Here is a 24,580-nt window from a genome sequence, read left to right as displayed (position 1 = left end):
TCCGTTCCAGAGAACGCCACATAGTCAACGCCGGGCGGCAGTGCGGCAGGAAAGTTGCGCATCCTAGAGTTTACGAATTCTTCGTAGCTCGTTAGTCGATCGGGGCCTGATCCCGGGGACTTCAGGTACTCGACCACCTCTGCCTTCTGCTGGTCTGTGAGTCGTGCACCACTGCTCCCATCTGTGGCGGGCTTCAGCGTCGTCAGCACGAATTTTTCAAAAGGGAACTGTGGCATATCACCCGGCCTCAGCCCGCTTCTGCGGAACAAGCAGGCTGGCCAAGAGTACTACTCCATCGCGCAGCTTCAGGCTGTCATCAAGTGTCGCGATGCCGAGTTGGTTCAATGAATCAATCCGAGCTACGGCGATGTAGCGAATGCTCTCAAAGATGCTGGGTTGATTGGAAAAAACATTAACCAGCCCCTGTGCAACAGCGCGGATGAATGCCGACACATCCTCCTTGTTTCCTATTTCTTCCTTGAAATCGATGATCGAATTCAGTATTTCACTGGCACTAAGATCTAAGGTGTAAATTCGCTCGCGGCTGTTTCCGTGAACCGCTAGCGCTTCAGTGCCGAAGATGCCAAGCGAAGCAATCCGCTCTCCGTCATGACGGAACGTATATTGGTACTCAATGACTTCGCTCCCGTCGGACAGGGTGGCAGGCAGGACTCTTGGGAAGGAAATTCTTACTGCGCTAGATGCGTCGAATGCTGAGTTGGAATCCGGCCTGAACTCAATGGGCATTTTCTTTTCCTGAAGCTGGCATTGATGATGGATGTGCCGTGCCTTCACTCTGCTGGCTTCCGCCTATAGGCGTAAGACGGCAGAGTAGGAGATCACGTCGTTCGCCGTAACCCGATTCCGGCCAGAACAGCGCAGGGTCTGGAACTGGCGTCGCGTCTGTGGCGGAGATCAGTACCCGTAAGGATCTTTCTTGGCCAATCGCGACAGATCGGCTTCTGCTGGCGGTCCCGTCCGGTGGGTAAATCCTTCGCCAGTTGCGGCGCGGAGATTGACAAGGATGTGTTCATCAGCAATTCCATTGCTCTGTATTTCATGACTATACGACCCACTACCGCCACACTCCACATTCCAGCTCCCATGGGCTAGCGGAATGTTCGCTGGTTCACACATTCAGCGAGCCAATCCCGTCACCCAGGCCGCCTCCACCTGCCCGCGAACCCACCTATGCCATCATCCAGCCAGGACCGCAGTACCCAACAAGGCTGAGCAGGCATGGAGCAAGCAACTCGCTACACGGTAACCCTCTTTCTGGCCGCGCCCGGCACCCCGCTGAACAGCGGCGGCAGCTCACCGCGCGGCCACATGTATTTCCAGACCACCGCAGGCGAGGAAGCGCACAGCTACGGCTTCGCACCGCCGCACCTGCCGCCCGGTGAGAACCCTGCCGGTGTGCAGTACGCCGAGGTCGTGCACGACGACGCCGACGAGCACCGCGACCCGTACTACAGCCGCACCCTGGAAATCAGCGAGGAGCACTACGGGTGCCTGCGCGATTTCGCCGAGGAACCGGCCGAGTTCGAGTTCGATGTCGATCGACCCGCCACCATCAACCGCTGCAGCGATTTCGTCTGGGCCGCACTGCACTACGCCGGCTTGCATTCACAGCCGGCGCCGCTGGACGGAGGCAGTGACCTGGGCGAGTTCGCGGTGCTGTTCAACCTGCCGGAAATCCAGTGCATCGCTGCGCCGTACCCGACCAGTGAGTTGAATGGCGAACAGCACCACCCGATGCCCGAGCGCGAGGCCGAGCTGCACCGCGAAGGCGGTCGCCCGAGCCACGAGCCGCCGCCCAGCCCGATGGAAGTGGCGGGCACGCTGCTGGATCCCTCGCACCCGGACCACCGGCTGTTCGCGCAATTGATCCAGAAGGTGGCCGAACTGGACGCCAGCCACGGCCGTACCTTCGACGACACCAGCCAGCGCATCAGCGCCAGCCTGCTTGTGCTGGCCAAGCAGAACAACCTGTCCCGCGTGGACCACGTGCTGCTCAGCCGGCCGACGAAGAGCAGCCATGAGGCCGAGAGCATCTTCATCGTGCAGGGTGACCGCGATGACCCTGGGCATCGACGCGCGAGCATCGCTACCGAGGTTGCGGCACAGACCGATGTGGCCGATTCGCTGCGGTTGAAGGAGCAGTAATCCGCGCGTCCGCCATGCATCCGCAGGCGGACGCCACGGGCCCCACCTGCTACCATTCCCCCGCTACCCAGCCAGCCCCACCCCGCGCAGACAGATGCAGGGCCGGGCCGTCGAAGAACGGCCCCGCGAGCCAGGACACCCTCCGTGCCCATTGAAGGACGCTCGCATGATCCGCAATTCCCTTTTCCGTTCGGCCGCGCTGGCCGTTGCCGTGTCGCTGAGCCTTGGCGCTCCGACCGCCTTCGCCGCTGACGCCGCCACCGCCACCAGCCCCGCCACTGCCGTGCAGCGCCAGGCCGTCGCCCAGGGCCTGTACGAGCTAGCCTACAGCCCCAAGCAGAACGCGGTGTTCGTTGCCTCGTCCGGCGGCTTCGGCGATGACGCCGGCCCGGCCCAGGTGCTGCGCCTGAACCCCACTACGCTCGCCGTGGAAACCCGCATCCCGCTGGAGCGCAAGGCGTTCGGCGTGGTGCTGGATGACGCCCACAACCGCCTGTACGTGGGCAACACCGTGGACCTGTCGGTGACCGTGGTCGATACTGCGCAGAACAAGGCCGTCGGCACCGTGCAGCTGATGGAGAAGAAGATCGGCAAGGACGGCAAGGCCGCCTACACCCACGACCTGCGCGAGCTGGTGGTCGACAGCGCCGCCAACCGCCTGTACGTGACCGGCCACAGCAGCCAGCCCGATGTGAGCAGCGTGCTGTTCGTGATCGATACCACCACGCTGAAGGTGATCAACACCATTCCGGGCCTGGGCAATGCCAAGGCGCCGGGCCTGGCGTTGGATGCCGCCAACAAGCGCGTGTACACCAGCAACCTGCTGGCCGATCTGGTGGTGGTCGGCACCGACTCCAACAAGGTGGAGGCCCAGCACAAGATCGCCGCCGAGCAGCCGATGAACATCGCGCTGGATCCGGCAGGCAAGCGACTGTTCGTGACCGACCAGGGCTCGGAAATGCTGCGTGGTTACCAGGCCAAGAGCAGCGGGCTGGTCAGCAAGCATCCTGGCCAGCGCGTGCTGGTGCTCGACCGCAGCAACGGCAAGGAACTGGCCAGCATCCCGACCGACGCCGGCCCGCTGGGCATCCTGTTGGATGCACCGCGCAAGCGTCTGTACGTGACCAACCGCGAAGCCGGTACGGTGACCGCGTACAACAGCGACAGTTACCAGAAGGTGGCCACCTACGCCGTGCCGACGCACCCGAACAGCCTGGCGCTGGATGCGAAGAACAACGTGCTGTACGTCAGCATCAAGAACGGTGAAAAGGATGCCAAGGGCTCGGAAGAGAGCGTGGCGCGGATTCAGCTGTGATGCGATGACGCTGGGCCACGCCCGGCGTCCTGGCGCGTGAAGAAGGCAGGGTGCAGACCCTGCCTTTTTCTTTGCCCGGTTGCAGTGCCCACCGCCAACCCGCTAGGGTTGAAGCCCATGGCAGGGAGCCAAAGGGTCTGAATCATGCTGGGTATCCACCGCTGGCTGCGCGTCGGCCTGTTGATCATCTTGAGCTCCGTGCTCGGCGCCTGTCCCAGCCGCATCCCGGAGCCGCCGGAACCGCTGGAACTGACGCAACCGATTACGGTGGATCAGCCGGGCCAAGAGGTGCGGTTCGAGTTCGAAGCGAATGCGCGCAATTTCGATCCAGGCCGCACCTATGCGCTGGAGTTGGAGTTGCAACGGTACGGACCGGTCACGAACGAAGAGCCTGACGTAGGCAGATTGAAGGTCCCATTCGAGGTAACCCTGCAGCAATGGGGCGCCGATGTCTGGAAAGATGTTCCCACCTACGACAGCTACCAGGCCGGCGTGCTGAATGCAGGCAAGTCACTTCCCGAGTGGCATGCATCCAGCGAATGGCGCTACACATCCCCCCACATGGGTAGCGCGGGCCACTACCTGCTGAGCGTGGTCGCTCTGCCGCTGCAGTCCAACAACCGCTATCGCGTACAGGTTCGTACCGTACAGACCACGCCGGAATTGCAGCACTACTCGGCTCGGGTGCGGGTACATGCAGCGCGACCTGTAGGCAAATAGCTATCCTCAAGTTGTAGAGCCGACCCCTTGTCCGAATTGCGCTGCCCGTAGACGTTCATGCGCGCTACCGCCTACAGGGTTCGTACCGTGCAGGTGAAGCCGGAGGTTCAGCAGTACACAGCGCGTGTGCGTGTGCATGTTGCTCGTCTGCCTGGTAATTAACCAACAGCAGACGCAGCAGTCCCAGCCGCGAGCGGGCTGATATCGGCCGATGCCACAGAGGCGTCGAAGACTTCGACGCCTGGCGGTTCTCACCCCAGACGATGCGCAGGATTCTGCTGCTGATCCTGTACCTGTGCATCCAGCGTCTGCTGCTCAGCCTGCACCGGCGGCTGCCCACCCAACCCCAGTTTCTGAAGCGACTCCTCGGCCGGCGTCTGCGCGGCCACGGCAGTCGGCAGCATCGCCCGCAGATGCGCCGGGTTGGCCGGGTCGCCCTGCACCACGAAGATGTTGTGGCCGGCCGGGTGATTGGCCGTGGCGTTGCTCACCACCACGTGGTCGGCGCGTTCCAGGCCCTGTTCACGGGCCTTGACGGCCAGGCTGGCCGCCACGTTCTCGCTGGTGGCATCGAACTCGCGGCCGTGCTTCTCGTCCAGTGCGGCCACGTTCTGGCGGATCTGCTGGTGAAGGGAATCGTCAGGGGTCATTGGGGGCTCCATGTGGCCGCTACCGTGTGGCCGGATGTGGCCAGTGTAAATCGGTCGCAGGCTGCGCCGGTAACCGCTTTGTTGCTAGCCTGTGGCCCGGCGACGCAGGGGATGGCGTCCGGTGCAATGGCAGCGGGGGAGAGCATGGTGCACGGGGAGACAATCCGGATACGGGGACAGGCGGCCGCGCGGTTGCTGCTGGGCGTGGGGCTGTGGGCCTGCGCCGGTAGTGCGGTGGCTGACACGCCGGTAGCAGCGGACGATCCCGCCTGTCCATCGCAGGACTTCACGCGTTTCCTGCAACGCTTTGCCGATCCGGCCGATGACCGGGTGCGCCTGCGCTACACCTCGGACCCGCTTGAGTACGAGGTGCCCATGCACACCGTGCGCGACGACCACGAGGGGCTGGCGCCCACGCACGTCGTGCTGGAACAGGGCGCCGCGCGATTGAAACGTTTCAGTTACCGCTACCTCGCTGCGTTCGATCTGTTCGTGCCTTCGCCGGTCAGCCGTGATCCGGTTGCGCTGGAGCGCATGCGCGCGGGCACCTACAACGCGCCCACGCAGATCGAGCCGATCGATGACAACGGGCAGCGCGTGACCTTCGGTAGCGACACCGAGCGAGACACCTACACCTTTGCGCGACGTTACGGCTGCTGGATGCTGACGCGCGCCATCAACCTGCGTGACTGAGCGGACGCTGCGCGGCTGACGATCATTTGTCCGCTGGGCGGTGGTCGTAGCTGATCACGCGCTCGGCCTGCCATTGACCGTTCACCCGTCGCCAGATCTGGATGAAACGGGCCTGGCCGGTCCAGCGTTCAACGCCATCGGTGCCACGCTCATGGAAGCGGTGGTCGCCGATTTCCAGGGCGCGATCATCCTGCAGCGGAAAGACCTGCAGCGAGCTCTCCACCAGCTCGCGCCGCAGGTGCCAGCCGCCCTTGCGCGCGTTGTCGCACAGGTTGGCCACGCTGCGGCGGAAGTCGGCGCGACTGCTGGCGGACTTGCCATCCTTGTCATGGAAGAACTCCATGTCCTCGGTGGTCATCGCGGCGGCTTTGTCGGCGTCGCAGCTGTCGAACGCTGCGGCGAACAGTTGCGTGTCGGCTGCGCGGATCTGCTCGCGCAGGGTGTCGCTGGCGGGGGAGGTGCCGGCGACTGCGGCGGCGAGCAGGGGCAGGGCGAGCAGCATGGCATGGCTCCGTTGAGGACCGGCGCAGACTGGCACGGGGGCCGTCTCACCGTAAGCGGGCGCTGACGAAACGGGGCCAGGGCCCGACCAATGCCGCACTGGCGGGTGTGAACCTGTGCGGCCCGGCACCCGTGTACGCGATGTCATGGCCTGAGCCAATTCCATCACGGGCGTCTCCGTCGCGAGTGCCTAGGCTGGGTTCCTCATTCCCCCCGGAGCTCCCATGCCTACCTCCTCCGTCCGCCTGCACATTGAAGACACCGGCGGCACCGGCCGGCCGGTGATCCTGATCCACGGCTGGCCGTTGTCGGCCGAAGCATGGAAAGCCCAGGTGCCCTTGCTGCGTGATGCGGGTTACCGCGTGATCAGCTACGACCGCCGCGGCTTCGGTCGCTCCGAAAAGCCTGCCGATGGCTACGAGTACGACACCTTGGCCGCTGATCTGGCCGGCCTGATCGACGAGCGTGACCTGCGCGACGTGACCCTGGTCGGCTTCTCGATGGGCGGTGGCGAGGTGGCGCGCTACATCGCCAACCATGGTGAGGATCGCCTGCACAGCGTGGTGTTCGCTTCGGCTGTGCCGCCGTACCTGCTGAAGGGCGCGGACAACCCGGACGGGCCGCTGACCCAGGAAAAGGCCGATGAGATGCGCCAGGGACTGGAGAAAGACCGCGAAGCGTTCTTCGATGGCTTCACGCGTGACTTCTTCAGTGCCGACCGCAAGCTGATGGTCACCGAGGACGAGCGCCAGGCCGCCATCGCACTCGCCCATCAGTCCGACCAGAACGCCGCGCTGGGGTGCATGAAGGCGTTCGCCACCACCGATTTCCGTGCGGACCTGAAGAAGGTGACGGTACCGACGCTGGTGCTGCACGGTGACAGCGATGCCACGGTGCCGTTCGAAGGTTCGGGCAAGCGCACACACGCGGCCATCGCCGGCAGCGAGGTGGTGGTGCTGAAGCATGCGCCGCATGGCTGCAACACCAGCCACGCTGATGATTTCAATCTGGCCCTGCTGGAATTCCTGAAGAAGTAACACCGACTACGGCATCATCCGCACATGCCTACTGCCCGCACGCCGCCCTGGAAGAAGCCCAACCCGAAGGGCCAGAAGACGCAGCCTCTGACGGAGGCGCAGAAGGCGGCGGCGCGGCAGCGGGCAGAGGAGAACGGGCGTCGTTACCCGAACCTGGTGGACAACATGTGGGCGGCGAAACTGCCGCGTGGTTGACGCGCCACCTGACGCGCCGCAGTAACAGATACAGCCCCACCATCGGCAACACTCCCGCGTGCACCGCATATGCAGCGGACATGATCGCGCGTCATCCGCGATGGTGTCGCATCTGCCAGCCGACAGCGGCCGTTGGCTTGGCTAGCATGCGCGTCACTCGCTGGGGATACACCGATGACTGCCTTCACTGCCCGCCTCGGGCGCTTCTTCGGCGCTGGCCTGATGTTGTTGCTGCTGCAGGTGGTGGCGCTGCTGTCGGTCGGCTTGGCCGCAGGTTACTTCCATCACCGCGTGGACCTGCTGCTGGAGCCACTGTCGCTGGCTTGCGGTGGCACCGATCCGGGCGCGCGCCTGCACGTGGCCGAGCATCTGCTGGCGCGTGCCGGTGCGCTGGATGATTGGCAGCCACTGTGCTGGTTGCCGATGGCAGCGCTGGTGCTTGCTCTGCTGGGTACGCTCCTGGTCTGCGTGCACTGGCTGCGCCACGTTGATGCGCCGCTACGCCGCAGTGCATGGGGCCTGCTTGCCCTGCACGCGGCGGCGCTGCTGCTGGCCAGCGCGATGCTGCGGCTGTATGAGCATGTGTGGGAAGGCATCACCACAGCACTGCCGGCTGCGTGCATGACAGATCTGGCACCGGATGGACATGAGCTGCCGTCCTCGATGCGGCAATGGTTGCTGCAGCTCTTCGCCAGGGCAGACCTTGTGCCGCCGCACGCGCCTGACGCGCTGGCCATCATCCTGTGTGGGTTGTTGCTGGCAGCGATGGTGGTTGGTCTGTGGCTATGGCGCATTACTTCGCAAGCGAACCGGTTTTAACGCCTGCGCGGACCGCTGACTGGCACCAACCTCGGCATTTACGGCACTCTATGCGGATGAACATGGAAACTTCATCCAAGCACACCAGCAAGTTCCTCAGCCTGGTGCTGCGCCATGAACCCGAAAAAATCGGGTTGATCCTGGACGGCCAAGGCTGGGCCAACGTCGATGAGCTCCTGCAGAAGCTGGCTGCACATGGGCAGACGCTCGATCATGCCGGACTGCAGCACATCGTGGCGACCTGCAACAAGCAACGCTTTGCACTGAGCGATGATGGCCAGCGCATCCGCGCGAACCAGGGGCATTCGGTCACGGTCGATCTTGGACTGGTGCCGGTTGAGCCGCCGCAGTGGCTGTACCACGGCACGGTGCCGCGCTTCGTGGGCTCGATCCGCGAGCAGGGCCTGCGTGCGGGCGAGCGCCAGCACGTGCATCTGTCACTGGACCGGGAGACGGCCCACCAGGTTGGCGCTCGCCGCGGTGCACCGGTCATTCTCAGCGTGCACGCCGGGCGCATGCATGCTGAAGGGCATGTCTTCTACCGCTCCGCCAATGGCGTGTGGTTGACCGGCCACGTGCCGCCGAAGTACATCGCCGACTGACTCGGCCCGGCGCCGCAACGCCGCGCCCACACTCGGCTGCAAGGCGCAATCGCGCTACAGTCGCTGCATCCTCATCCCATGGATGTACCGATGCGTCTGTTCCTGCGTGCGTTGCCGTTGCTGTTGTTGTCTCTCACCGTCCACGCTGCCGAGGTCGATCGGCGCATTGCGGTGACCATTGACGATCTGCCGTGGGCGCGCCTGGATGAGATCGTGCCGGCCGATCTGCAGGCGCGTCATGCCGCACTGATGGCGCAGCTGCGCCAGGCTGACGTGCCAGTGATCGGCTTCGTCAACGAAAACAAGCTGGAAGTGGATGGCAAGGTTCAGCCGGCGCGCGTGCAGATGCTGCGCGACTGGCTGGATGCCGGCTACGAGCTGGGCAACCACACCTGGTCGCACATGGACCTCAATGCCAAGGGCGTGCCGGCATTCCAGCAGGATTTCCTGCGCGGCGAGCAGGTGTTGCGACCGCTGCTGGCCGAGCGCGGGCAGGCGCCACAGTGGATGCGTCATCCGTATCTGCGTGCGGGGCGTACGGCGGAAGATCGCGCGGCGATGGACGTGTTCTTCAAGCAGCACGGCTACCGCGTGGCGCCGGTGACGGTCGACAACGGTGAGTGGGTGTGGGCCTTCGCTTACGCCAACGTGATGAACGAGCAGCCCGACTCACCTGAGCGCGAGGCAACGCTGGCGAGCCTGCGCAAGGGCTATGTGCCGTACATGCTGAACAAGGTGGATTACTACGAGAAGCAGTCGCTGGCGCTGCTGGGGTATGCGGTGCCACAGGTGTGGCTGATGCATGCCAACGAACTCAACGCGGCGACCTTTGCCGAGCTGGTGGCGGCCACCAAGCGTCGTGGCTATCGCTTCGTGTCGCTGCAGGAGGCCGTGCGCGATCCCGCCTATGCGCGCGGTGCCGAGGGCTACAGCGGCCGCTATGGGCCTAGCTGGCTGCACCGCTGGGCGATGGCCGAGAACAAGCCCAAGGAGTTCTACGCCGGCGAGCCGGAAGTGCCGAAGTGGGTGATGAAGCTGGCCAAGGTGGATGGCGAGTGAGGCTCAGCGCTTGATGGCCAGCACGCCGTCCAGCGCCAGCTCGGCCTTGAACCCTGCCTTTTCCAGGCGCTTGGCCACTTCGCGGGGCACGTCGCGGCCGCTGGTCAGTTTGTTCGGCGCGCCGGTGTAATGGAACAAGCGACCGCCCTTGCGGATGACGCGGGCGAGGTGGTCGTAGAACACCTGCGAGTACAGTTCGCCGGCGATGCCGAAGCGCGGCGGGTCATGCAGGATCGCATCGACGCTGTTGCTGGTCACCTGTTCGATCTGCTGCGACACGTCGCCGTGGCTGAAGTGCAGGCGACCGCTAGCGGCAGCTGAATCCGGATCGGGCGACCACGGGTTGAGCGTGCGCAGCCACATCACATCGGCGTTCTTTTCGAACGAGCGGATCTGGCCGACGCCGGCCTCCAATGCACAGGCGGCGAAGTAGCCCAGGCCACCGCAGGTATCGAGGATGATCTTGCCTGCGGGGGCGACCAGCTCGACCTTGCGGCGCGCGTCCTCGAACGGCGACAGCTTGGAGGTCGGCAGCATCTTGATGCCGTCGATCTCGAAAGTCGGTGCGCCCCACTCGGTCGGCACCAGCTTGATCAGCGAGCCGCTGAAGCGGGAGATGGCGGAGAACTCCTCGCCATCCCAGTAGTACAGCGTGCGGTCCTTCAGCTTGCCCGGCCACGGGTAGTGCTGGCCACGGAAGGTGAAACCCTCGGCACCCAGCTGCGCTGCCTCTTCGTTGCGCCCCAGGTCGAGCGAGCCCTGCCATTCGGTGGTGCCCTTGTCATGGGCACGGCGCAGGGTGTCAGCGCTGTCGCGGGTCAGCAGGGGGCCGGAGTAATGGGGCACGGTGGGTAGCGCAGGGTGGCTCGGGGGAGGGCATGGTACCGCAGCTGTTGCAGAGCGGAAGGCGGCGGCAGGAACCGCTGCCACATCGCCTGCGACGGCCCGGAGCGCGCCCTTCCATACGCCCGCCATGGCAGGAACTGCACGCTATCCGCACTTCACCGCATACACCGGCCCCGCCCCGATCAACAGCAGCGCCATGTAGTCGCTGTCGCGTGCCCGGGCCTTCAACGTGGCGCCGTCCTTGACATGGAAGATGCCGAAGCCGCCGGCCATGCGGATCAGCGCGCTGTCGATCTGGTCGGCGTCGTCGCGGAAGTACTGCTGGATGTCGCTGCGGCTGGCCTTGTACAGCGCGTTGGGTTCGCGCTGCCATTGGCCGTCACGCTCGAAGGACACGAAGTACTGGCTTCCTTCCTTTTCGATGCGGAACTCGGCGGACTTGCGCGGACTGGTGGCGAAGCAGCCGAGCATCGGGTCGGAGGAGAACGGCAGCTGTGTGTCGCCGGAACAGGCCACCAGCAGCAGGAGGGCACCGGGCAGCAGCAGGCGGAGCGCGCGCATGGGATGTCCCGACGGGGCAGGTGCGGCCAGTGTAGGCAGTACGCGGTGGCGCCCGGTACAGATTTTCGGCAAGAACCGCGACCCGCTGGCGTCACGCGCTGCGATGGATCTCCACTGTCACGTGCACCAGCTCTTCATGGATCGCCAAGGCCTGGCGCACGGTGTCAGGGTCGAGCGCGGCATCACTGGTGACCACGCTGGCGGCGACGGCGTACTTGCCGCGCCCTACCTGCCACACGTGCAGGTCGGCCAGGCGTGCCGGCCACGGGCCCTGCTCGATCACCTCGCGCACCTCGGCCACCACCGGCGCGTCCATCTGCGCGTCGAGCAGGATGCGACCGCTGTCGCGCAGCAGACCGATCGCCCACACGGTGACCAGCACCGCACCGACCAGGCCCATCACCGGGTCCAGCCAGGTCAGGCCGAGCAGTTTGCCGCCCAGCAGGGCGACGATGGCCAGCACCGAGGTGGCTGCGTCGGCCAGCACGTGCACGTAGGCCGAACGCAGGTTGAGGTCGTGACCGTGCGAATGGTCGTGATCGTGGTCATGCCCATGATGATCGCCATGGTCGTGCCCGTGTCCGTGGCCATGATGGTGATGCGCATGACCGGGGCTGTCGTGCAGCCACCACGCGCACAGCAGGTTCACGCCCAGGCCGACCGCGGCGATGGCGATGGCCTCGTTGTAATGGATGGGCGCAGGCACCCACAGCTGTTGCAGCGATTGCACGGCCATCAGCGCGGCAACACCAAGCAGGGCGATGGCGCTGGTGTAGCCGGCCAGGATCTCGATCTTCCAGGTGCCGAAGGCAAAGCGCGGATCGTGCGCGTAGCGGCGTGCACAGCGGTAGGCGAACACCGAGAGGCCCAGCGCCAGTGCGTGCGAGCTCATGTGCCAGCCATCGGCGAGCACGGCCATGGAATTGAACCACCAGCCTCCGACGATCTCGACCAGCATCATGCTGACGGTGAGCCACATCGCGCGACGGGTATTGCGTTCGGCCAGCGGGTTGCCGTCGTCGAAGCGGTGTTCGTGGCGGCGGGCAGCGGCGAGGGCGTCCAGGTGCATGGCGGCAGTGATGGATGGATACCCCCATAGGGTATATGATCCGCTCATGGCGCATGTACACCGGAATCGAAAGCAGCTGCTGACCCGGATCCGTCGCATCGGCGGCCAGGTGGCGGCGTTGGAGCAGGCGTTGAACACGCCCGAGAGCGAGGCAGGCGACTGCGCCGACGTGCTGGTGCAGGTGGCCGCCGTGCGTGGCGCTGCCCACAGCCTGTTGATGGAACTGCTGCACGAGCACCTGCAGGAACACGTGGTGGGCGCGGAAGACCCGGCCCAGCGGGCGGCCGAAGCCGAGGTGCTGGTGGAGCTGCTGCGCCGCTACGGCAAATAGCCGGGCAATGCCGGCCGTTGGCCGGCAACCTCATGAACTGCGGACGTAGCCTGCAGTTGCCGGCCAGCGGCCGGCACTACCCCTGCGGTGTCATCGGTGCCGGTGCCGCGCGTTCCAGATGTGGGTGGCGGCCAGCAGCAGGCTGCCGGTGACCGTCAGCGGGGTCTCCCACGCGTGCGAGGGCAGCGCCAGGGCGCCCGCCATCAACAGGGCCAGGCCGATACCGGCGCTCAGCCACGCCAGCGCAGGCAGGGGATGTCGGCGTTCGGCCCGCCACAGGGCGAAGCCGGTCATCGGCAGCGCGATGGCCACGAAGACCAGGTGCACCCATTCCGCTTCGGCCCAGACGCCGAACAGCGGCAGCGCGGCCGCCAGCAGGGGCAGTGCCAGGCAGTGCAGCAGGCACAGGCTGGACAGGGCGACGGCACCGGCATCAAGCAGGGCGGCGGAGGGCGACTTCATGTGGGGAGGTTCCTTGCGCGACAATTGTTATACAGTAACATTTCCTTTCTGCAGCCAACCCAGCCCCAGATGAACGCTATTTCCCGCGCCGACCGTCGCCTTCCGGTCACCGTGCTCTCCGGCTTCCTCGGTGCCGGCAAGACCACCCTGCTCAACCAGATCCTGCGCAACCGCGATGGCCTGCGGGTGGCGGTGATCGTCAACGACATGAGCGAGGTCAACATCGATGCGCAGCTGGTGCGCGATGGCGGCGCGGAGCTGCGTCGCACCGAAGAGACGCTGGTGGAGTTCAGCAACGGCTGCATCTGCTGCACGCTGCGCGATGATCTGCTGCAGGAGGTCCGGCGCCTGGCTGACAGCGGCCGCTACGACTACCTGCTGATCGAATCGACCGGGATCGGCGAGCCGATGCCGGTGGCGGCCACCTTCGCGGTGCGCGATGAGCATGGCTTCAGCCTGAGCGATATCGCGCGGCTGGACACGATGGTGACGGTGGTGGACGGCAGTGCCTTCCTGGCCGATTTCGGTTCGACGCTGCGCTTGGCCGAGCGTGGCCAGCAGGCGGGGCCGGACGATGATCGCGGCGTGGTCGACCTGCTGTGCGAGCAGGTGGAGTTCGCCGACGTGATCGTGGTCAGCAAGGTGGACCAGGTGGAAGAGGAGCTGCTGCAGGACACGCTGGCGGTGCTGCGCGGCTTGAACCGCGACGCGAAGCTGCTGCTGTCCAGCTTCGGCGACGTACCGCTTGCGGAGCTGCTGGATACCGGCCGCTTCGATTTCGAGCGCGCGCAGCAGGCTCCGGGCTGGGTGAAGGAGCTGCGCGGCGAGCACACGCCGGAAACCGAAGAGTACGGCATTGCCAGCTTCGTCTACCGCTCGCGACGGCCGTTCCACCCGGCACGCTTCGCACGCACGTTGCAGCACGGCATGCCCGGGGTGATCCGCAGCAAAGGCTGGTTCTGGCTGGCCAACCGCATGGACTGGGTGGGTGAGTTGAACAGTGTGGGCGCGGCCACGCGCACCCAGGCGGCGGGCTTCTGGTATGCGGCGCGCGAGCGTGTGCGCGCTGGCCAGGAGGACACCACGCCGCTGCTGCCGCCGACGCCACTGCCCTACAGCGATCTGGGCTGGGCCCGGCAGCAGGCCGACTGCTGGAGCGCGCCGTTGCCCGATGCACAGGAATTCCCGGACGCGGCAGCGCACTCGGCGATGGCACGCCTGTGGCACCCGCTGTGGGGTGACCGCCGGCAGGAGCTGGTGGTGATCGGCGTGCACATGGACGAGCGCGCGGTGCGCTCGGCACTGGATGCATGCCTGCTCAACGACGACGAACTGCAGGCCGGCCCCTTGCTGTGGCAGCAGATGCCGCAGACGTTCCCGGTGTGGAAGCGCGGATGAGTAGATCCACGCCATGCGTGGATGAACGCTCGGCTGGCAGTAGATCCACGCCATGCGTGGATGCCAGCCGGCGGGAGCCGAGCATGGGCTCCGCTCTACAACGCATCGCTTCCAATGGACGTGGACGCATTGCCAGCCAGTAGATCCACGCCATGCGTGGATGCCAGCCGGCAGGAGCCGAGCATGGGCTCGGCTCTACAACGCATCGCGCCACTGCCAACCTGCATCACCGACCTGCACCACCTGCGTTGGCCGCAACGCCTGCAGCAGGTGGGTGTCATGGCTGACCATCAACAATGCCCCCGGCCATGCCGCCAGCAGCTCTTCCAGCGCCTGCAGCGCGGCCAGGTCCAGCGCGTTGCCCGGCTCGTCCAGCAACAGCAGCTGCGGGGCATGATCGGCATACAGCACGCTGGCCAGCGCACCTTTCACCCGCTCGCCATCGCTGAGGCTGCTGGCCGGGCGCTGGATGCGCTGTGCATCCAGGCCCAGCAACGCCAACCGCGTGCGCAGCTCAGCCGGATCGGCCGTGGGATGGGCGGCCTGCACCGCGTCGAGAATGCTCTCTTGGCTGCGCAGATTCAGCAGCTGCTGGTCGAGCAGGGCCAAGGGCGCGTGCCGATGTACCTGTCCACTGTCTGCGGGCAGCTCGCCGGCCAGCACGCGCAACAGCGTCGACTTGCCGCTGCCGTTGTCGCCGACTACGGCAATGCGCTGGCCCCGACGGATCTCCAGCTGCAGTGGCGCACGACAGCCGTGCGGCAATACCAGGTCGTGCGCCTGCAGCAAGCGGGCGTGGCCACGCTCGCCCTCGCTACTGAACAACGCCAGTTCCGGCGCGACGTGCACCGCTGCGGCGGCAGCGCGCACCTGCGCAGCGCTGGCCTGCAGGCGATCGTTCTGGATCTGCTGCGCACGCCCGTGGCTGGCTTCGGCGCGCTGCTTCTGCCGACCGAGCAGGATCGGTGCCTGGTTGGCCTCGCGCGCCTCGCGGTTGCTGCGTGCCTGGCGCTGCTGCTGGCGCTCATGCTGCTCGCGCGCGCTGCGTTGCTGCTGCCGGTGCTGGGCGCGGACGTGGTCAAGCTGGGCGGCGGCGGCCTCGCGTTCGGCGGCACGCGTGTCGGCATAGTGCTGCCATGGCCCGCCATAACGATGCAGGCCGTGCGCATCCAGTTCGACGATCTGTGTCATCTGCGAGAGAAGGGCGCGGTCGTGGCTGATCGCCAGCAGGCCGCCCTGCCATTGCTGCAGTTGTGCATACAGCTGGCGGCGATGACGGGCGTCGAGGTGATTGCTCGGCTCGTCGAGGATCAGCCAGTCCGCGCCGCTGGCCCACGCGCCGGACAGCGCGACCTGCATCGCCTGGCCACCACTGAGTCGCGCGGCGGGCTGCGCGGGATCAAGGTCGGCCGGCAGCTGCATTGCCTGCCACTGCTGCTGCAGGCGTCCGCGCAGGTTCCAGCGCTCGCCGATGCGGGTGAAGTCGGCTGCATCGACGCTGCCCGCTTCGATGCGCGCCAGTGCCGCCAGTTCGGCGCCTACACCGGCCAGTTCGCCGACCGTGCCACGTGGCGGATAGCCGGGTGTGGGCAACAGGAATACCTGGCCACTGCGGTGCACGTGGCCCTCGTCGGGCGACAGCTGACCGGCGAGCAGGCGCGCGAGCACGCTCTTGCCGACGCCGTTGGCGCCGACCAGACCGGTGGCCACCGGCTCGAAGGAAAAGGACAGATTGGAAAACAGCGGTCGGCCATTGGCCAACCGATACGACACGCGATCGAGCGTGAGGGAATGCGAAGTCATGCGACCTCCATGGATGCCTGGTTCTCCCCTGCGCGCAGGGGCGGGAAGAGTCGGGCCGTCTAGTGCGAAGACGGCGGCATCACTGGCGCATTGGTCGCGAGCCTCTATGAGGAATGAGCGGGCAGTATAGCGCCGTCAGCTGAATGGCCGCGGCCGCTGCGCCGCCTTACGGCACCGTATCCAGCCGCGCGCCGACGAATTCGATGAACACCCGCAGCTTCGGCAGTACGTGGCGGCCCGACGGCCACAGCAGGTGGAACGTGCCGCAGGAATGCACGTGCTCATCAAGCACGGTGACCAGCCGGCCGTCAGCAAGTGCATCGCGTACCGAATGCACCGGCACGAACGCCAGGCCACCGTCGCGCAGTGCCAGTGCCACCCGCGCCTCGATGGTGTTGGCGACCAGGTGCACCGGCAGTTCCTGTGCCGTGTCGCCCTCGGGCCAGAGGATCGGCCACGGTTCGAGTTTGCCGCTGCTGGGGAAGCGGTAGTGCAGCAGGCGGTGCTGCAGCAGGTCCGCCGGCATCTGCGGCGTGCCATGCCGTTGCAGGTAGGCCGGCGATGCGACGACGCGGCGTGGGAACACACCGAGGCGGCGCGCGGTGAGACGTGAGTCGCTGGGCTCGCCGACACGCAGCACGGCATCGAATCCCTCTTCGATGACGTCGACCAGGCGATCGGAGAAATCCAGCTCCAGGCGGATGTCGGGATAGGCGGCCATGAACTCCGCCATCAACGGCAGGGTGAGGTCGCCTACCAGCGGCAGGCTGATGCGCAGGGTGCCGCTGGGGGTTGCATGCTGCTGGGCCAGTTCGGTGCGTGCGGCGTCGCGCTCGTCGAGGATGCGCCGGCAGCGCGCCAGGAACAGCTGGCCCTCGGCGGTGAGGGTGATGCTGCGCGTGCTGCGGTGGAACAGGCGTACACCGAGCGCCTGTTCCAGCCGGGCCACGCACTTGCCGGCGGCCGAGGCGGAGATGCCTTGTACGCGGCCGGTTTCGACGAAGCTGCGGGTGTCCGCGGCGTGGACGAAGGTCTGCAGGTTGGCCAGGTTGTCGAGGACGGACATGGGGAAGATCGCTGCGAAAGAGGGCAGGGTAGGCGGCGGTCGGCATGCGCGGTGACGCAGCCGGTGCAACAGCGCGGTGCGGGTGCTTGGCGGGTCGGTGCGGCCCAGTGGTTCCGGGCATGATGCCAATTGCGGACCTTGCGGTCCATGATGCGCGGAGCCCGGCCCCGCTTTTTGCGGTCGCCGAAGCTGCCTACCGTGGCGGGCCTCTCCCCACGGATCACCCCGATGACACTCGCCCTTCCTGTTGATACTGCACCGGCACTGCCCGCGGTGAGCGCGCTGCTGCAGGCCGTGCATCCGCAGCGCCTGGTCGGTGCGGTGGTGCTGGTGCGCGAGCACGGCGTGCTTCGCCATGCCAGCGCCAGTGGCTTGGCCGATCGTGAATCGAATACACCGATGCGCCGCGACCAGCTGTTCCGGCTGGCTTCTGTGAGCAAGCCGCTGCTGACCACGGTGATCCTGCGCCTGGTGGCCGAGGGCGTGCTCGACCTGGACGCGCCGGTGCAGCGCTGGTTGCCGGCGTTCCGCCCGGCACTGGCCGATGGCAGCCAGCCATCGATAAGCCTGCGCCAGTTGCTCAGCCACAGCAGCGGGCTGGGCTACCGCTTTCTGGAAGCCGATGCCGAGGGCCCTTACGCGCAGGCGGGCGTAAGCGATGGCATGGACGCGAGCGCGGTGACGCTGCAGCAGAACGTGCAGCGCATTGCGCAGGTGCCGTTGCTGTTCGCGCCGGGCAGCCAGTGGCTGTACTCGTTGGGCGTGGATGTGGCGGGCGCAGTGGCTGAAGCAGCCAGCGGTGAGACCTTGCAGATGTTGTTCGACCGGCTGTTGGCGCAGCCGCTGGGCCTGCGCGACACCGCGTTCGCCACCGGCGAGGGCAGCCGTCTGGCGACGCCGTATGTCAGTGACGTACCGCAGCCGCATCGCTTGCAGGAGGGCGAGGTGGTGGCGGCGTTCGAGGGCTCGGTAGGCATCGAATACAGCCTGGCACGGGCGACCGATCCACACCGTTATCCGTCGGCCGGTGCAGGGCTGGTGGGTACCGCTGACGAGGTGATGGCCGTGCTGGAGGCGCTGCGCGATTCGTGTGTTTCACAGCTGCTGCCGGACAGCTTGATGGCACAGATGGGAACGCCTCAGCTGGGCGAACTGGGACCTGTCGATCCACCCGGTTGGGGCTTCGGCCTGGGCTTTGCCGTGCTGCGTGATGCAACGGCCAGCGGCACACCACAGACCGTGGGCACATGGCGCTGGGGCGGTGCCTACGGCCATAGCTGGTTCGTCGATCCGGCGCGCGGCCTGAGCGTGGTCGCGCTGACCAATACACTGTACGAAGGCATGCATGGCGCGTTCGTGGATGAACTGCGCGATGCGGTGTACGCCGATCTGGAGACGGCGCGATGAGCGGCCACGCGATCGATGCCGGGGCACCGGCCGGTGAGGCAACGCGTCTGCCGTGGCGTGGTCTGCTGGCCTTGGCCGGTGGTGGTTTCATCACCCTGCTGACCGAAACGCTGCCGGCCGGTGTGCTGCGGCCGATGGGCGAGAGCCTCGGTGTCAGCGATGCGGCAGCAGGACAGCTGGTGAGCGTGTACGCACTGGGCTCGCTGCTGGCTGCGTTGCCGATGACCGCGCTGACACAGCGGCTGCCGCGTCGTCCGCTGCTGCTGGCGGCGATTGCCGGCTTCATGGTGGTCAACACCGTGACCGCGCTCAGCCACGACTACGTGCTGACCCTGGTGGCGCGCTTCCTGGCTGGTGTGGGCGCGGGCCTGCTGTGGTCGCTGGTGGCCGGCTACGCCGCGCGCATGGTGGTGCCGGAACTGCAGGGCAGGGCGATCGCGGTGGCGATGATCGGCTCGCCGCTGGCGTTGTCGCTGGGGGTGCCGGCCGGCACGTTGCTGGGCCAGCAGATCGGCTGGCGCTGGGCGTTCGCGTTGATGAGCGTGCTGGCGGTGCTGCTGCTCGGCTACGCGCGATGGGCGCTGCCCGCATTGCCGGCGGCCGGCGCAGGCCGGCGCATGTCGCTGGGTTCGGTCTGGCGCATGCCCGGCATCCGCAGCACGCTGCTGGTGATGGTGCTGTACGTGCTGGCGCACAACGTGCTGTACACCTACATCGAGCCGTTGGCGGTGCAGGCCGGCGCGGGCGGTTGGCTGGACCGGCTGCTGCTGGCGTTCGGCATCGCCGCGATCGTGGGTATCGCCATTGCCGGCTGGGGCGTGGACCGCCATCTGCGCGCGCTGGTATGGGCCAGCGTGATCGGCTTCGTGATGGCGGTGGTTTCGCTGCTGCTGTGGCCGGGCGTGCCGGGTGTGCTGCTGCTGGTGACGATCCTGTGGGGCGTCGCATTCGGTGCCGTGCCAACCCTGTTCCAGACCGCACTGGCCCGCCGCGCCGGCGCCGCGGCCGACCTCGCGCAATCGATGCTGGTGACCGGCTGGAACCTTGCCATCGCCGCCGGTGGCGTCGGCGGCGGCCTGATGCTGCAGGCCAGCGGCGCACAGCACCTGGCCTGGTTGCCGTTGCTGCTGCTGGCGGTGTGTGCAGCCTGGCTGTGGGCTCGTCCGAAGGCCTGGGCATAGGCGTTGATCATCGGTGACGGAGTTGCCGGGGTTGCCGGCCAGCGGCCGGCACTACAGAGAGCAGAACGTGCGAGCGCAGCGACCCGCTGTTGTTTTCGCTTTTTTTCTCTTGCGTGGTGAGGCGCTGACGAAATGTGTCCGTGGCCGGGTGGGGTGGGTACGCGGGGGTGTCCGCGGCATGGATGCCGCGGCCAAGCCTCCATGGACGGATTCACGGCGTCCCCCGCGTATCCACCCCGCCCGACCAACCCACGAACCGCTCTTAGCGACCCACCACGAGGGGCTGCGCCGTTCGCCGACTACTCCTCCCCCGCCTGCTCGCGCTCGAACGGCACGCTACGCGGATTCTGCATGTGCTCCCGCGCCGCGCCGTACTGCTGCTGGCGCTTGCGGTGGAAGGCGATGAACTCATCGCGCGGCAACGGCCGCGAGAACAACCACCCTTGGCCGAACTGCACGTGCTGGCTGTGCAGGTAGGCCAGCTGCGCTTCGGTTTCCACGCCTTCAGCCACCACCCACAGGCCCAGCTCGCGGGCCATGCCGATGATGTGCGGCGTGACCGGGCTGGTCGCGCTTTCGGTGCCGATCGCATCGATGAAGGACTTGTCGATCTTCAGTGCATCCAACGGCAGCTGCTGCAGGTACTGCAGGCTGGAATAGCCGACACCGAAATCATCGATGGCCACGCTGTGACCCGCGCGTCGCGCCGCCGCCAGCATGGTGCGCGCACGGTCGATGTCGAGGAAGCCATGTTCGGTGGCCTCCAGCCAGATCTGCTGCGGCAGGATGCCGCTGCCGGCCATGCGCTGCGAGATCACCTTCAGCGCCCGCCCGCTGCTGATGTCCTCGGCCGCCAGGTTGATCGCGATGTGTGCACTGCGATCCTCGGCCAACAGTTCACGCATGTCGGCAACCACGTTCTCGATCACCAGATCGGTGATGGCGGCGATCATCCCGGCCTCTTCGGCCAAGGGAATGAACAGGTCCGGACGCACCTGCGTGCCGTCGGGTCGCTGCCAGCGCACCAGTGCCTCGGCGCCGACGCAGATGCCGGTATCCAGTTCGATGATCGGCTGGTAGTGCAGGTAGAGTTCGCGGCGGCGGATGGCGATGCGCAGTTCGCCGCGCATCGACAGCCGTCGTCGCGACAGCCAGATCACCAGGCCGGCACCGGCGGCGGCCATCAGCAGTCCCAATGGCACGAACAACCACGCCTGCTGCCGGAACGTGGCCGCCAGCGCGGTGCGCGGGGCGGTGGCGATCGCCAGCCATTCACCGCTGCGCGCGCTGGCATACAGGGTGCTGCGGTCCAGGCCCTCGCCGGGCTCGCGCAGCAACTGCTGCAACAGGGTCGGGTCCATGCCGTCCTGCTGGGTCAGCAGCCGTCCATCCGGGCTTGCCAGGGCCAGCCGCACGTCTGGATCGACAATGACATCGACGAAGCGACGGGGGTCGACCAGCACGTCGTACGACCCGTACATGATGGACAGCATCGGCCGCCGGCCCGCCGCCTCGGGGCGCACGTCCACGGTGATGCCGACGCCATCGCTGGTGACGTGGTCCGGCGTGGGCTGGTCCACATCCCGCAGGAATGAGCCCCACGACGTGCAGCGCAGCTTGCCGCCCTCGAAGTAGCCCATCTGGTCGGACGACGGCGTGGTCATCACCAGGGTCTGCATGCGCTGGATGTGTTCGGCCCCGCAGGGCGGCAGCACCGTGGCCTCGGCCGACTTCAATGCCGCCAGCGCTTCCTGGTAGGACACTTCGGTACGGCGCAGGCTGCGCTCGGCGATGGCATGCAGACGCTGTTGCTCGACGCTGACGGCGCGATCCCAGGTGGCATAGACCATGACCGCGATCGGCACTGCAGCGGCCAGCACGGCCAGTACGGTGCCGCCGATGATGACCCGCAGTCGGCTCATGACCGGGGCTCCAGAGAGGTGTGCAGGGCTGGGCACATGGGCGGGGCCGGTCCTTGGGCGATGGCGGTATATGAACACGGCGCCGGGCTGGGCGGAATGGGACAAATGCGGTAACGGGTCACATTGTGGTGAAGGCGACACTTGTTGACGGTCCTGGTCCGTCCGGCGCTGGCGTTGTGGAAGCCGGAGGACTACCGTCGGACGCTTCACCCGCCTCTTCCCGCGCCCATGACCGAGCCCGCCACGCCCCCCGAGAACCTGCGCCGCAGCCTGTCCAACCGTCACCTGCAACTGATCGCCATCGGCGGTGCCATCGGCACCGGCCTGTTCATGGGCTCGGGCAAGACCATCAGCCTGGCCGGCCCGTCCATCGTGTTCGTCTACCTGATCATCGGCGCGATGCTGTTCTTCGTGATGCGGGCGATGGGCGAGCTGCTGCTCTCGAACCTGCAGTACAAATCCTTTATCGATTTCTCCACCGATCTGCTCGGGCCGTGGGCCGGGTTCTTCTGCGGATGGACGTACTGGTTCTGCTGGATCGTCACCGCCATCGCCGATGTGATTGCCATCGCCGCCTATGCGCAGTTCTGGTTCCCCGGGCTGGACGCGTGGATACCCGCTCTGGCCTGCGTGATGCTGTTGCTGGCGCTGAACCTGGTGACAGTGAAGCTGTTCGGCGAAATGGAATTCTGGTTCGCGCTGATCAAGATCGTGGCCATCTGCGCGCTGATCATCACCGGCGCCGGGCTGGTGGCGTGGGGCTTCACCTCGCCCAGCGGGCACACTGCAGCGCTGTCGAACCTGTGGAATGACGGTGGCATGTTCCCGATGGGCCTGGTCGGTTTCTTCGCCGGTTTCCAGATCGCGGTGTTCGCCTTCGTCGGCATCGAACTGGTGGGCACCACCGCTGCGGAAACGGCCGATCCGGAGCGCAACCTGCCCAAGGCGATCAACTCGATCCCGGTGCGCATCATCATCTTCTACGTGCTGGCGCTGATCGCGATCATGGCGGTCACCCCATGGCGCCAGGTGGTGCCGGACAAGAGCCCGTTCGTGCAGCTGTTCGTGCTGGCCGGCATTCCCGCCGCGGCCAGCCTGATCAACTTCGTGGTGCTGACTTCGGCAACATCGTCGGCCAACAGCGGCATCTTCTCCACCAGCCGCATGCTGTTCGGCCTGGCCGAGGAAGGCCATGCACCGCGCGGCCTGTCCAAGCTCTCGCGCGCAGCCGTGCCGGCACGGGGCCTGCTGTTCTCCTGCCTGTGCCTGCTGGGCGGCACCCTGCTGATCTACCTGATCCCCAACCTGGTGACCGCCTTCACCCTGGTGACGACCCTGGCGACGGTGCTGTTCATCTTCGTCTGGTCGCTGATCCTGGTGGCCTACATGGTCTACCGCCGTCGCTACCCCGAACGCCACGCGGCCTCGATCTTCAAGATGCCCGGTGGCGTGGCGATGTGCTGGGCCTGTCTGGTCTTCTTCGCCGCCGTACTGGTACTGCTGAGCCTGCAGGCCGACACCCGCCAGGCCCTGGTGGCTAGCCCCGCATGGTTCGTGCTGCTGGGCGCAGGTTACTGGCTGCGGCGGAAGATGGCGCGGTAATCAGGAAGACCCTCGCCAACAGATCTCACAGCCTCGGTGAGTCCCATCCACGCATGGCGTGGATCCATGTGTCGACCAAGGTCGACACCCACCAACAGCCGCGGGGTCGACACCCACCAAGAGCAGCACAGAACACCGTTCCCAGGTCGCGGGGAATTGTCGAAGGCGGGGTGGGTCCGGTTGCGGGGGTGTCCGCGGCATGGATGCCGCGGCCAAGCCCCCACGGATGGGTTCACGGCGTCCCCCGCAACCGGACCCACCCCGCCATCCCACGGATAGCCCGCCGTTGCTGTTGAGGTTGCCGTTGCCGTTGCATCTGCGGGTGCCGGGCGCCGCCCGGCCGAAAACCCCCATTCACTCATTGTTAGCGGCCGCCGCCGGATCATCCGGCCGCCATGTCCCTCCGTCCCGCCCTCGTCGCGCTGTTGCTGCTGTCTGGCCTGTGGCCAGGGCTGGCCGCTGCGCGCACGGTCTACCGCTGCGTCCAGGGCAACACGGTCAGCCTGGCCACCGCACCGGAGCCCGGCTCGCGCTGCACGCCGAAGGAGATCGACGACAGCGCCGTGCAGACCCCCAACCTGTGGGGCAACATGGGCGTGTTCAGTGGCGTGCTGTACGAGCGCGAGCAGGACGGCAAGCTTGTCTATTCCACCCGCAACCTGCCCGGCTCGCGGGTGTTCCTGAAGTTCACCGTGGCCACGCCACCGGGCGAACCGGCGCATGAAGGCCTCGGCAAGGTCGGCAAGCCCCAGCTGGCCCAGCACGCAAAACAGTTCAAGGCGGCGGCCAAGGCTACCGGTGTCGACGATGCCTGGTTGCGGGCGATCGCCCATGCCGAAAGCAACTTCGACGCGCTGGCGGTGTCCAGCAAGGGCGCGCAGGGCGTGATGCAGCTGATGCCCGATACCGCGCTGGAATACGGCGTGCACGATCCATTCTCGCCGCAGCAGTCCATCGACGGCGGCGCCCGCTACATGCGCGTGCTGCTGCGCCGCTACAACGGCGACCGTCCACTGGCAGCGGCGGCCTACAACGCCGGCATCGGAGCGGTGGCACGCTACAAGGGCGTGCCACCGTATGCCGAAACCCTGGCCTACGTGGACAAGGTGATGGCCCTGTACACCCGCTATCGCGAGGCGATGGGCATCCGCATCGAAGTACCGGCGAAGTAGCCG

General features: G+C 66.5%; 25 protein-coding genes. 15 read left to right on the top strand and 10 right to left on the bottom strand.

The features are described 5' to 3' along the window. Positions 1–237 precede the first annotated feature (237 nt). On the bottom strand, positions 238–747 hold the full coding sequence (locus tag H3005_RS17635) for a hypothetical protein (protein ID WP_191078679.1): 510 nt from the start codon (positions 745–747) through the stop codon (positions 238–240). A gap of 492 nt (positions 748–1,239) precedes the next feature. On the opposite strand from H3005_RS17635, the gene H3005_RS17630 reads away from it, so the two are divergent. From H3005_RS17630 to H3005_RS17620, 3 genes are all read left to right on the top strand, one after another. Further along, complete coding sequence (locus H3005_RS17630; RefSeq protein ID WP_191078678.1) at positions 1,240–2,166, top strand: XVIPCD domain-containing protein; 927 nt, start codon at positions 1,240–1,242, stop codon at positions 2,164–2,166. Between the two features lie 166 nt (positions 2,167–2,332). Continuing rightward, positions 2,333–3,481 (top strand): YncE family protein, encoded by a 1,149-nt coding sequence (locus tag H3005_RS17625; protein ID WP_191078677.1) that lies wholly within the window; start codon positions 2,333–2,335, stop codon positions 3,479–3,481. A 144-nt stretch (positions 3,482–3,625) separates the two neighbouring features. Continuing rightward, on the top strand, positions 3,626–4,201 hold the full coding sequence (locus tag H3005_RS17620; RefSeq protein ID WP_191078676.1) for a hypothetical protein: 576 nt from the start codon (positions 3,626–3,628) through the stop codon (positions 4,199–4,201). Between the two features lie 251 nt (positions 4,202–4,452). Here the strand turns inward: H3005_RS17620 and H3005_RS17615 are convergent, their stop codons facing one another. Next, complete coding sequence (locus H3005_RS17615) at positions 4,453–4,851, bottom strand: XVIPCD domain-containing protein (RefSeq protein WP_223880315.1); 399 nt, start codon at positions 4,849–4,851, stop codon at positions 4,453–4,455. Positions 4,852–5,085: 234 nt separating this feature from the next. On the opposite strand from H3005_RS17615, the gene H3005_RS17610 reads away from it, so the two are divergent. Continuing rightward, positions 5,086–5,544, top strand: a complete 459-nt coding sequence (locus tag H3005_RS17610; protein WP_223880314.1) for a hypothetical protein — start codon at positions 5,086–5,088, stop codon at positions 5,542–5,544. Between the two features lie 22 nt (positions 5,545–5,566). Here H3005_RS17610 and H3005_RS17605 read toward each other — a convergent pair whose 3' ends face one another. Beyond that, positions 5,567–6,046: a nuclear transport factor 2 family protein gene (locus H3005_RS17605; RefSeq protein ID WP_191078673.1), complete on the bottom strand. Its 480-nt coding sequence runs from the start codon at positions 6,044–6,046 to the stop codon at positions 5,567–5,569. A 223-nt stretch (positions 6,047–6,269) separates the two neighbouring features. Between H3005_RS17605 and H3005_RS17600 the strand changes: the two genes are divergently transcribed. The 5 genes from H3005_RS17600 to H3005_RS17580 all read left to right on the top strand — a co-directional run bounded on the left by H3005_RS17600 (position 6,270) and on the right by H3005_RS17580 (position 9,757). Next, entirely contained in the window at positions 6,270–7,082 is an 813-nt protein-coding gene (locus tag H3005_RS17600; RefSeq protein ID WP_191078672.1) for an alpha/beta hydrolase, read from the top strand. Positions 7,083–7,106: 24 nt separating this feature from the next. Then, on the top strand, positions 7,107–7,277 hold the full coding sequence (locus H3005_RS17595; protein WP_099782623.1) for a hypothetical protein: 171 nt from the start codon (positions 7,107–7,109) through the stop codon (positions 7,275–7,277). A 174-nt stretch (positions 7,278–7,451) separates the two neighbouring features. Then, positions 7,452–8,096, top strand: a complete 645-nt coding sequence (locus H3005_RS17590) for a hypothetical protein (protein WP_191078671.1) — start codon at positions 7,452–7,454, stop codon at positions 8,094–8,096. 62 nt (positions 8,097–8,158) lie between these two features. After that, positions 8,159–8,698, top strand: a complete 540-nt coding sequence (locus H3005_RS17585; protein WP_223880313.1) for an RNA 2'-phosphotransferase — start codon at positions 8,159–8,161, stop codon at positions 8,696–8,698. Positions 8,699–8,788: 90 nt separating this feature from the next. Next, complete coding sequence (locus tag H3005_RS17580; protein ID WP_191078669.1) at positions 8,789–9,757, top strand: polysaccharide deacetylase family protein; 969 nt, start codon at positions 8,789–8,791, stop codon at positions 9,755–9,757. A gap of 3 nt (positions 9,758–9,760) precedes the next feature. Here H3005_RS17580 and H3005_RS17575 read toward each other — a convergent pair whose 3' ends face one another. From H3005_RS17575 to dmeF, 3 genes are all read right to left on the bottom strand, one after another. Further along, complete coding sequence (locus tag H3005_RS17575) at positions 9,761–10,603, bottom strand: MnmC family methyltransferase (RefSeq protein WP_100554597.1); 843 nt, start codon at positions 10,601–10,603, stop codon at positions 9,761–9,763. 144 nt (positions 10,604–10,747) lie between these two features. Then, positions 10,748–11,164, bottom strand: a complete 417-nt coding sequence (locus H3005_RS17570) for a hypothetical protein (protein ID WP_191078668.1) — start codon at positions 11,162–11,164, stop codon at positions 10,748–10,750. A gap of 91 nt (positions 11,165–11,255) precedes the next feature. Beyond that, entirely contained in the window at positions 11,256–12,233 is a 978-nt protein-coding gene (gene dmeF / locus H3005_RS17565) for a CDF family Co(II)/Ni(II) efflux transporter DmeF (RefSeq protein WP_191078667.1), read from the bottom strand. A 46-nt stretch (positions 12,234–12,279) separates the two neighbouring features. On the opposite strand from dmeF, the gene H3005_RS17560 reads away from it, so the two are divergent. Further along, entirely contained in the window at positions 12,280–12,564 is a 285-nt protein-coding gene (locus H3005_RS17560) for a metal-sensing transcriptional repressor (protein WP_191078666.1), read from the top strand. A 90-nt stretch (positions 12,565–12,654) separates the two neighbouring features. On the opposite strand, the gene H3005_RS17555 is transcribed toward H3005_RS17560, so the two are convergent. Further along, positions 12,655–13,026, bottom strand: a complete 372-nt coding sequence (locus H3005_RS17555) for a MerC domain-containing protein (protein WP_089238366.1) — start codon at positions 13,024–13,026, stop codon at positions 12,655–12,657. A 69-nt stretch (positions 13,027–13,095) separates the two neighbouring features. Between H3005_RS17555 and H3005_RS17550 the strand changes: the two genes are divergently transcribed. Further along, entirely contained in the window at positions 13,096–14,424 is a 1,329-nt protein-coding gene (locus tag H3005_RS17550; RefSeq protein ID WP_100554601.1) for a GTP-binding protein, read from the top strand. A gap of 195 nt (positions 14,425–14,619) precedes the next feature. On the opposite strand, the gene H3005_RS17545 is transcribed toward H3005_RS17550, so the two are convergent. Together H3005_RS17545 and H3005_RS17540 are read right to left on the bottom strand one after the other, a co-directional pair. After that, a complete protein-coding gene (locus tag H3005_RS17545) occupies positions 14,620–16,227 on the bottom strand; it encodes an ATP-binding cassette domain-containing protein (protein ID WP_191078665.1) in 1,608 nt (535 codons plus the stop codon). A gap of 166 nt (positions 16,228–16,393) precedes the next feature. Beyond that, complete coding sequence (locus H3005_RS17540) at positions 16,394–17,293, bottom strand: LysR family transcriptional regulator (RefSeq protein WP_108266838.1); 900 nt, start codon at positions 17,291–17,293, stop codon at positions 16,394–16,396. Between the two features lie 228 nt (positions 17,294–17,521). On the opposite strand from H3005_RS17540, the gene H3005_RS17535 reads away from it, so the two are divergent. Further along, positions 17,522–18,700: a serine hydrolase domain-containing protein gene (locus H3005_RS17535; protein WP_191078664.1), complete on the top strand. Its 1,179-nt coding sequence runs from the start codon at positions 17,522–17,524 to the stop codon at positions 18,698–18,700. Beyond that, positions 18,697–19,881 (top strand): MFS transporter, encoded by a 1,185-nt coding sequence (locus tag H3005_RS17530; RefSeq protein ID WP_191078663.1) that lies wholly within the window; start codon positions 18,697–18,699, stop codon positions 19,879–19,881. Before H3005_RS17535 ends, H3005_RS17530 begins: the two co-directional genes overlap by 4 nt. Before the next feature lie 299 nt (positions 19,882–20,180). Here the strand turns inward: H3005_RS17530 and H3005_RS17525 are convergent, their stop codons facing one another. Next, on the bottom strand, positions 20,181–21,803 hold the full coding sequence (locus H3005_RS17525) for an EAL domain-containing protein (protein WP_100554606.1): 1,623 nt from the start codon (positions 21,801–21,803) through the stop codon (positions 20,181–20,183). A 228-nt stretch (positions 21,804–22,031) separates the two neighbouring features. On the opposite strand from H3005_RS17525, the gene cycA reads away from it, so the two are divergent. After that, complete coding sequence (gene cycA / locus H3005_RS17520; RefSeq protein WP_100554607.1) at positions 22,032–23,405, top strand: D-serine/D-alanine/glycine transporter; 1,374 nt, start codon at positions 22,032–22,034, stop codon at positions 23,403–23,405. Between the two features lie 395 nt (positions 23,406–23,800). Then, positions 23,801–24,577, top strand: a complete 777-nt coding sequence (locus H3005_RS17515; RefSeq protein ID WP_191078662.1) for a lytic transglycosylase domain-containing protein — start codon at positions 23,801–23,803, stop codon at positions 24,575–24,577. Positions 24,578–24,580 lie beyond the last annotated feature (3 nt).

Origin of the sequence: Stenotrophomonas sp. Br8 (assembly GCF_014763005.1) — a bacterium.
Lineage (GTDB): Bacteria > Pseudomonadota > Gammaproteobacteria > Xanthomonadales > Xanthomonadaceae > Stenotrophomonas > Stenotrophomonas lactitubi.
This window is presented reverse-complemented; position numbering and strand designations above follow the sequence as displayed.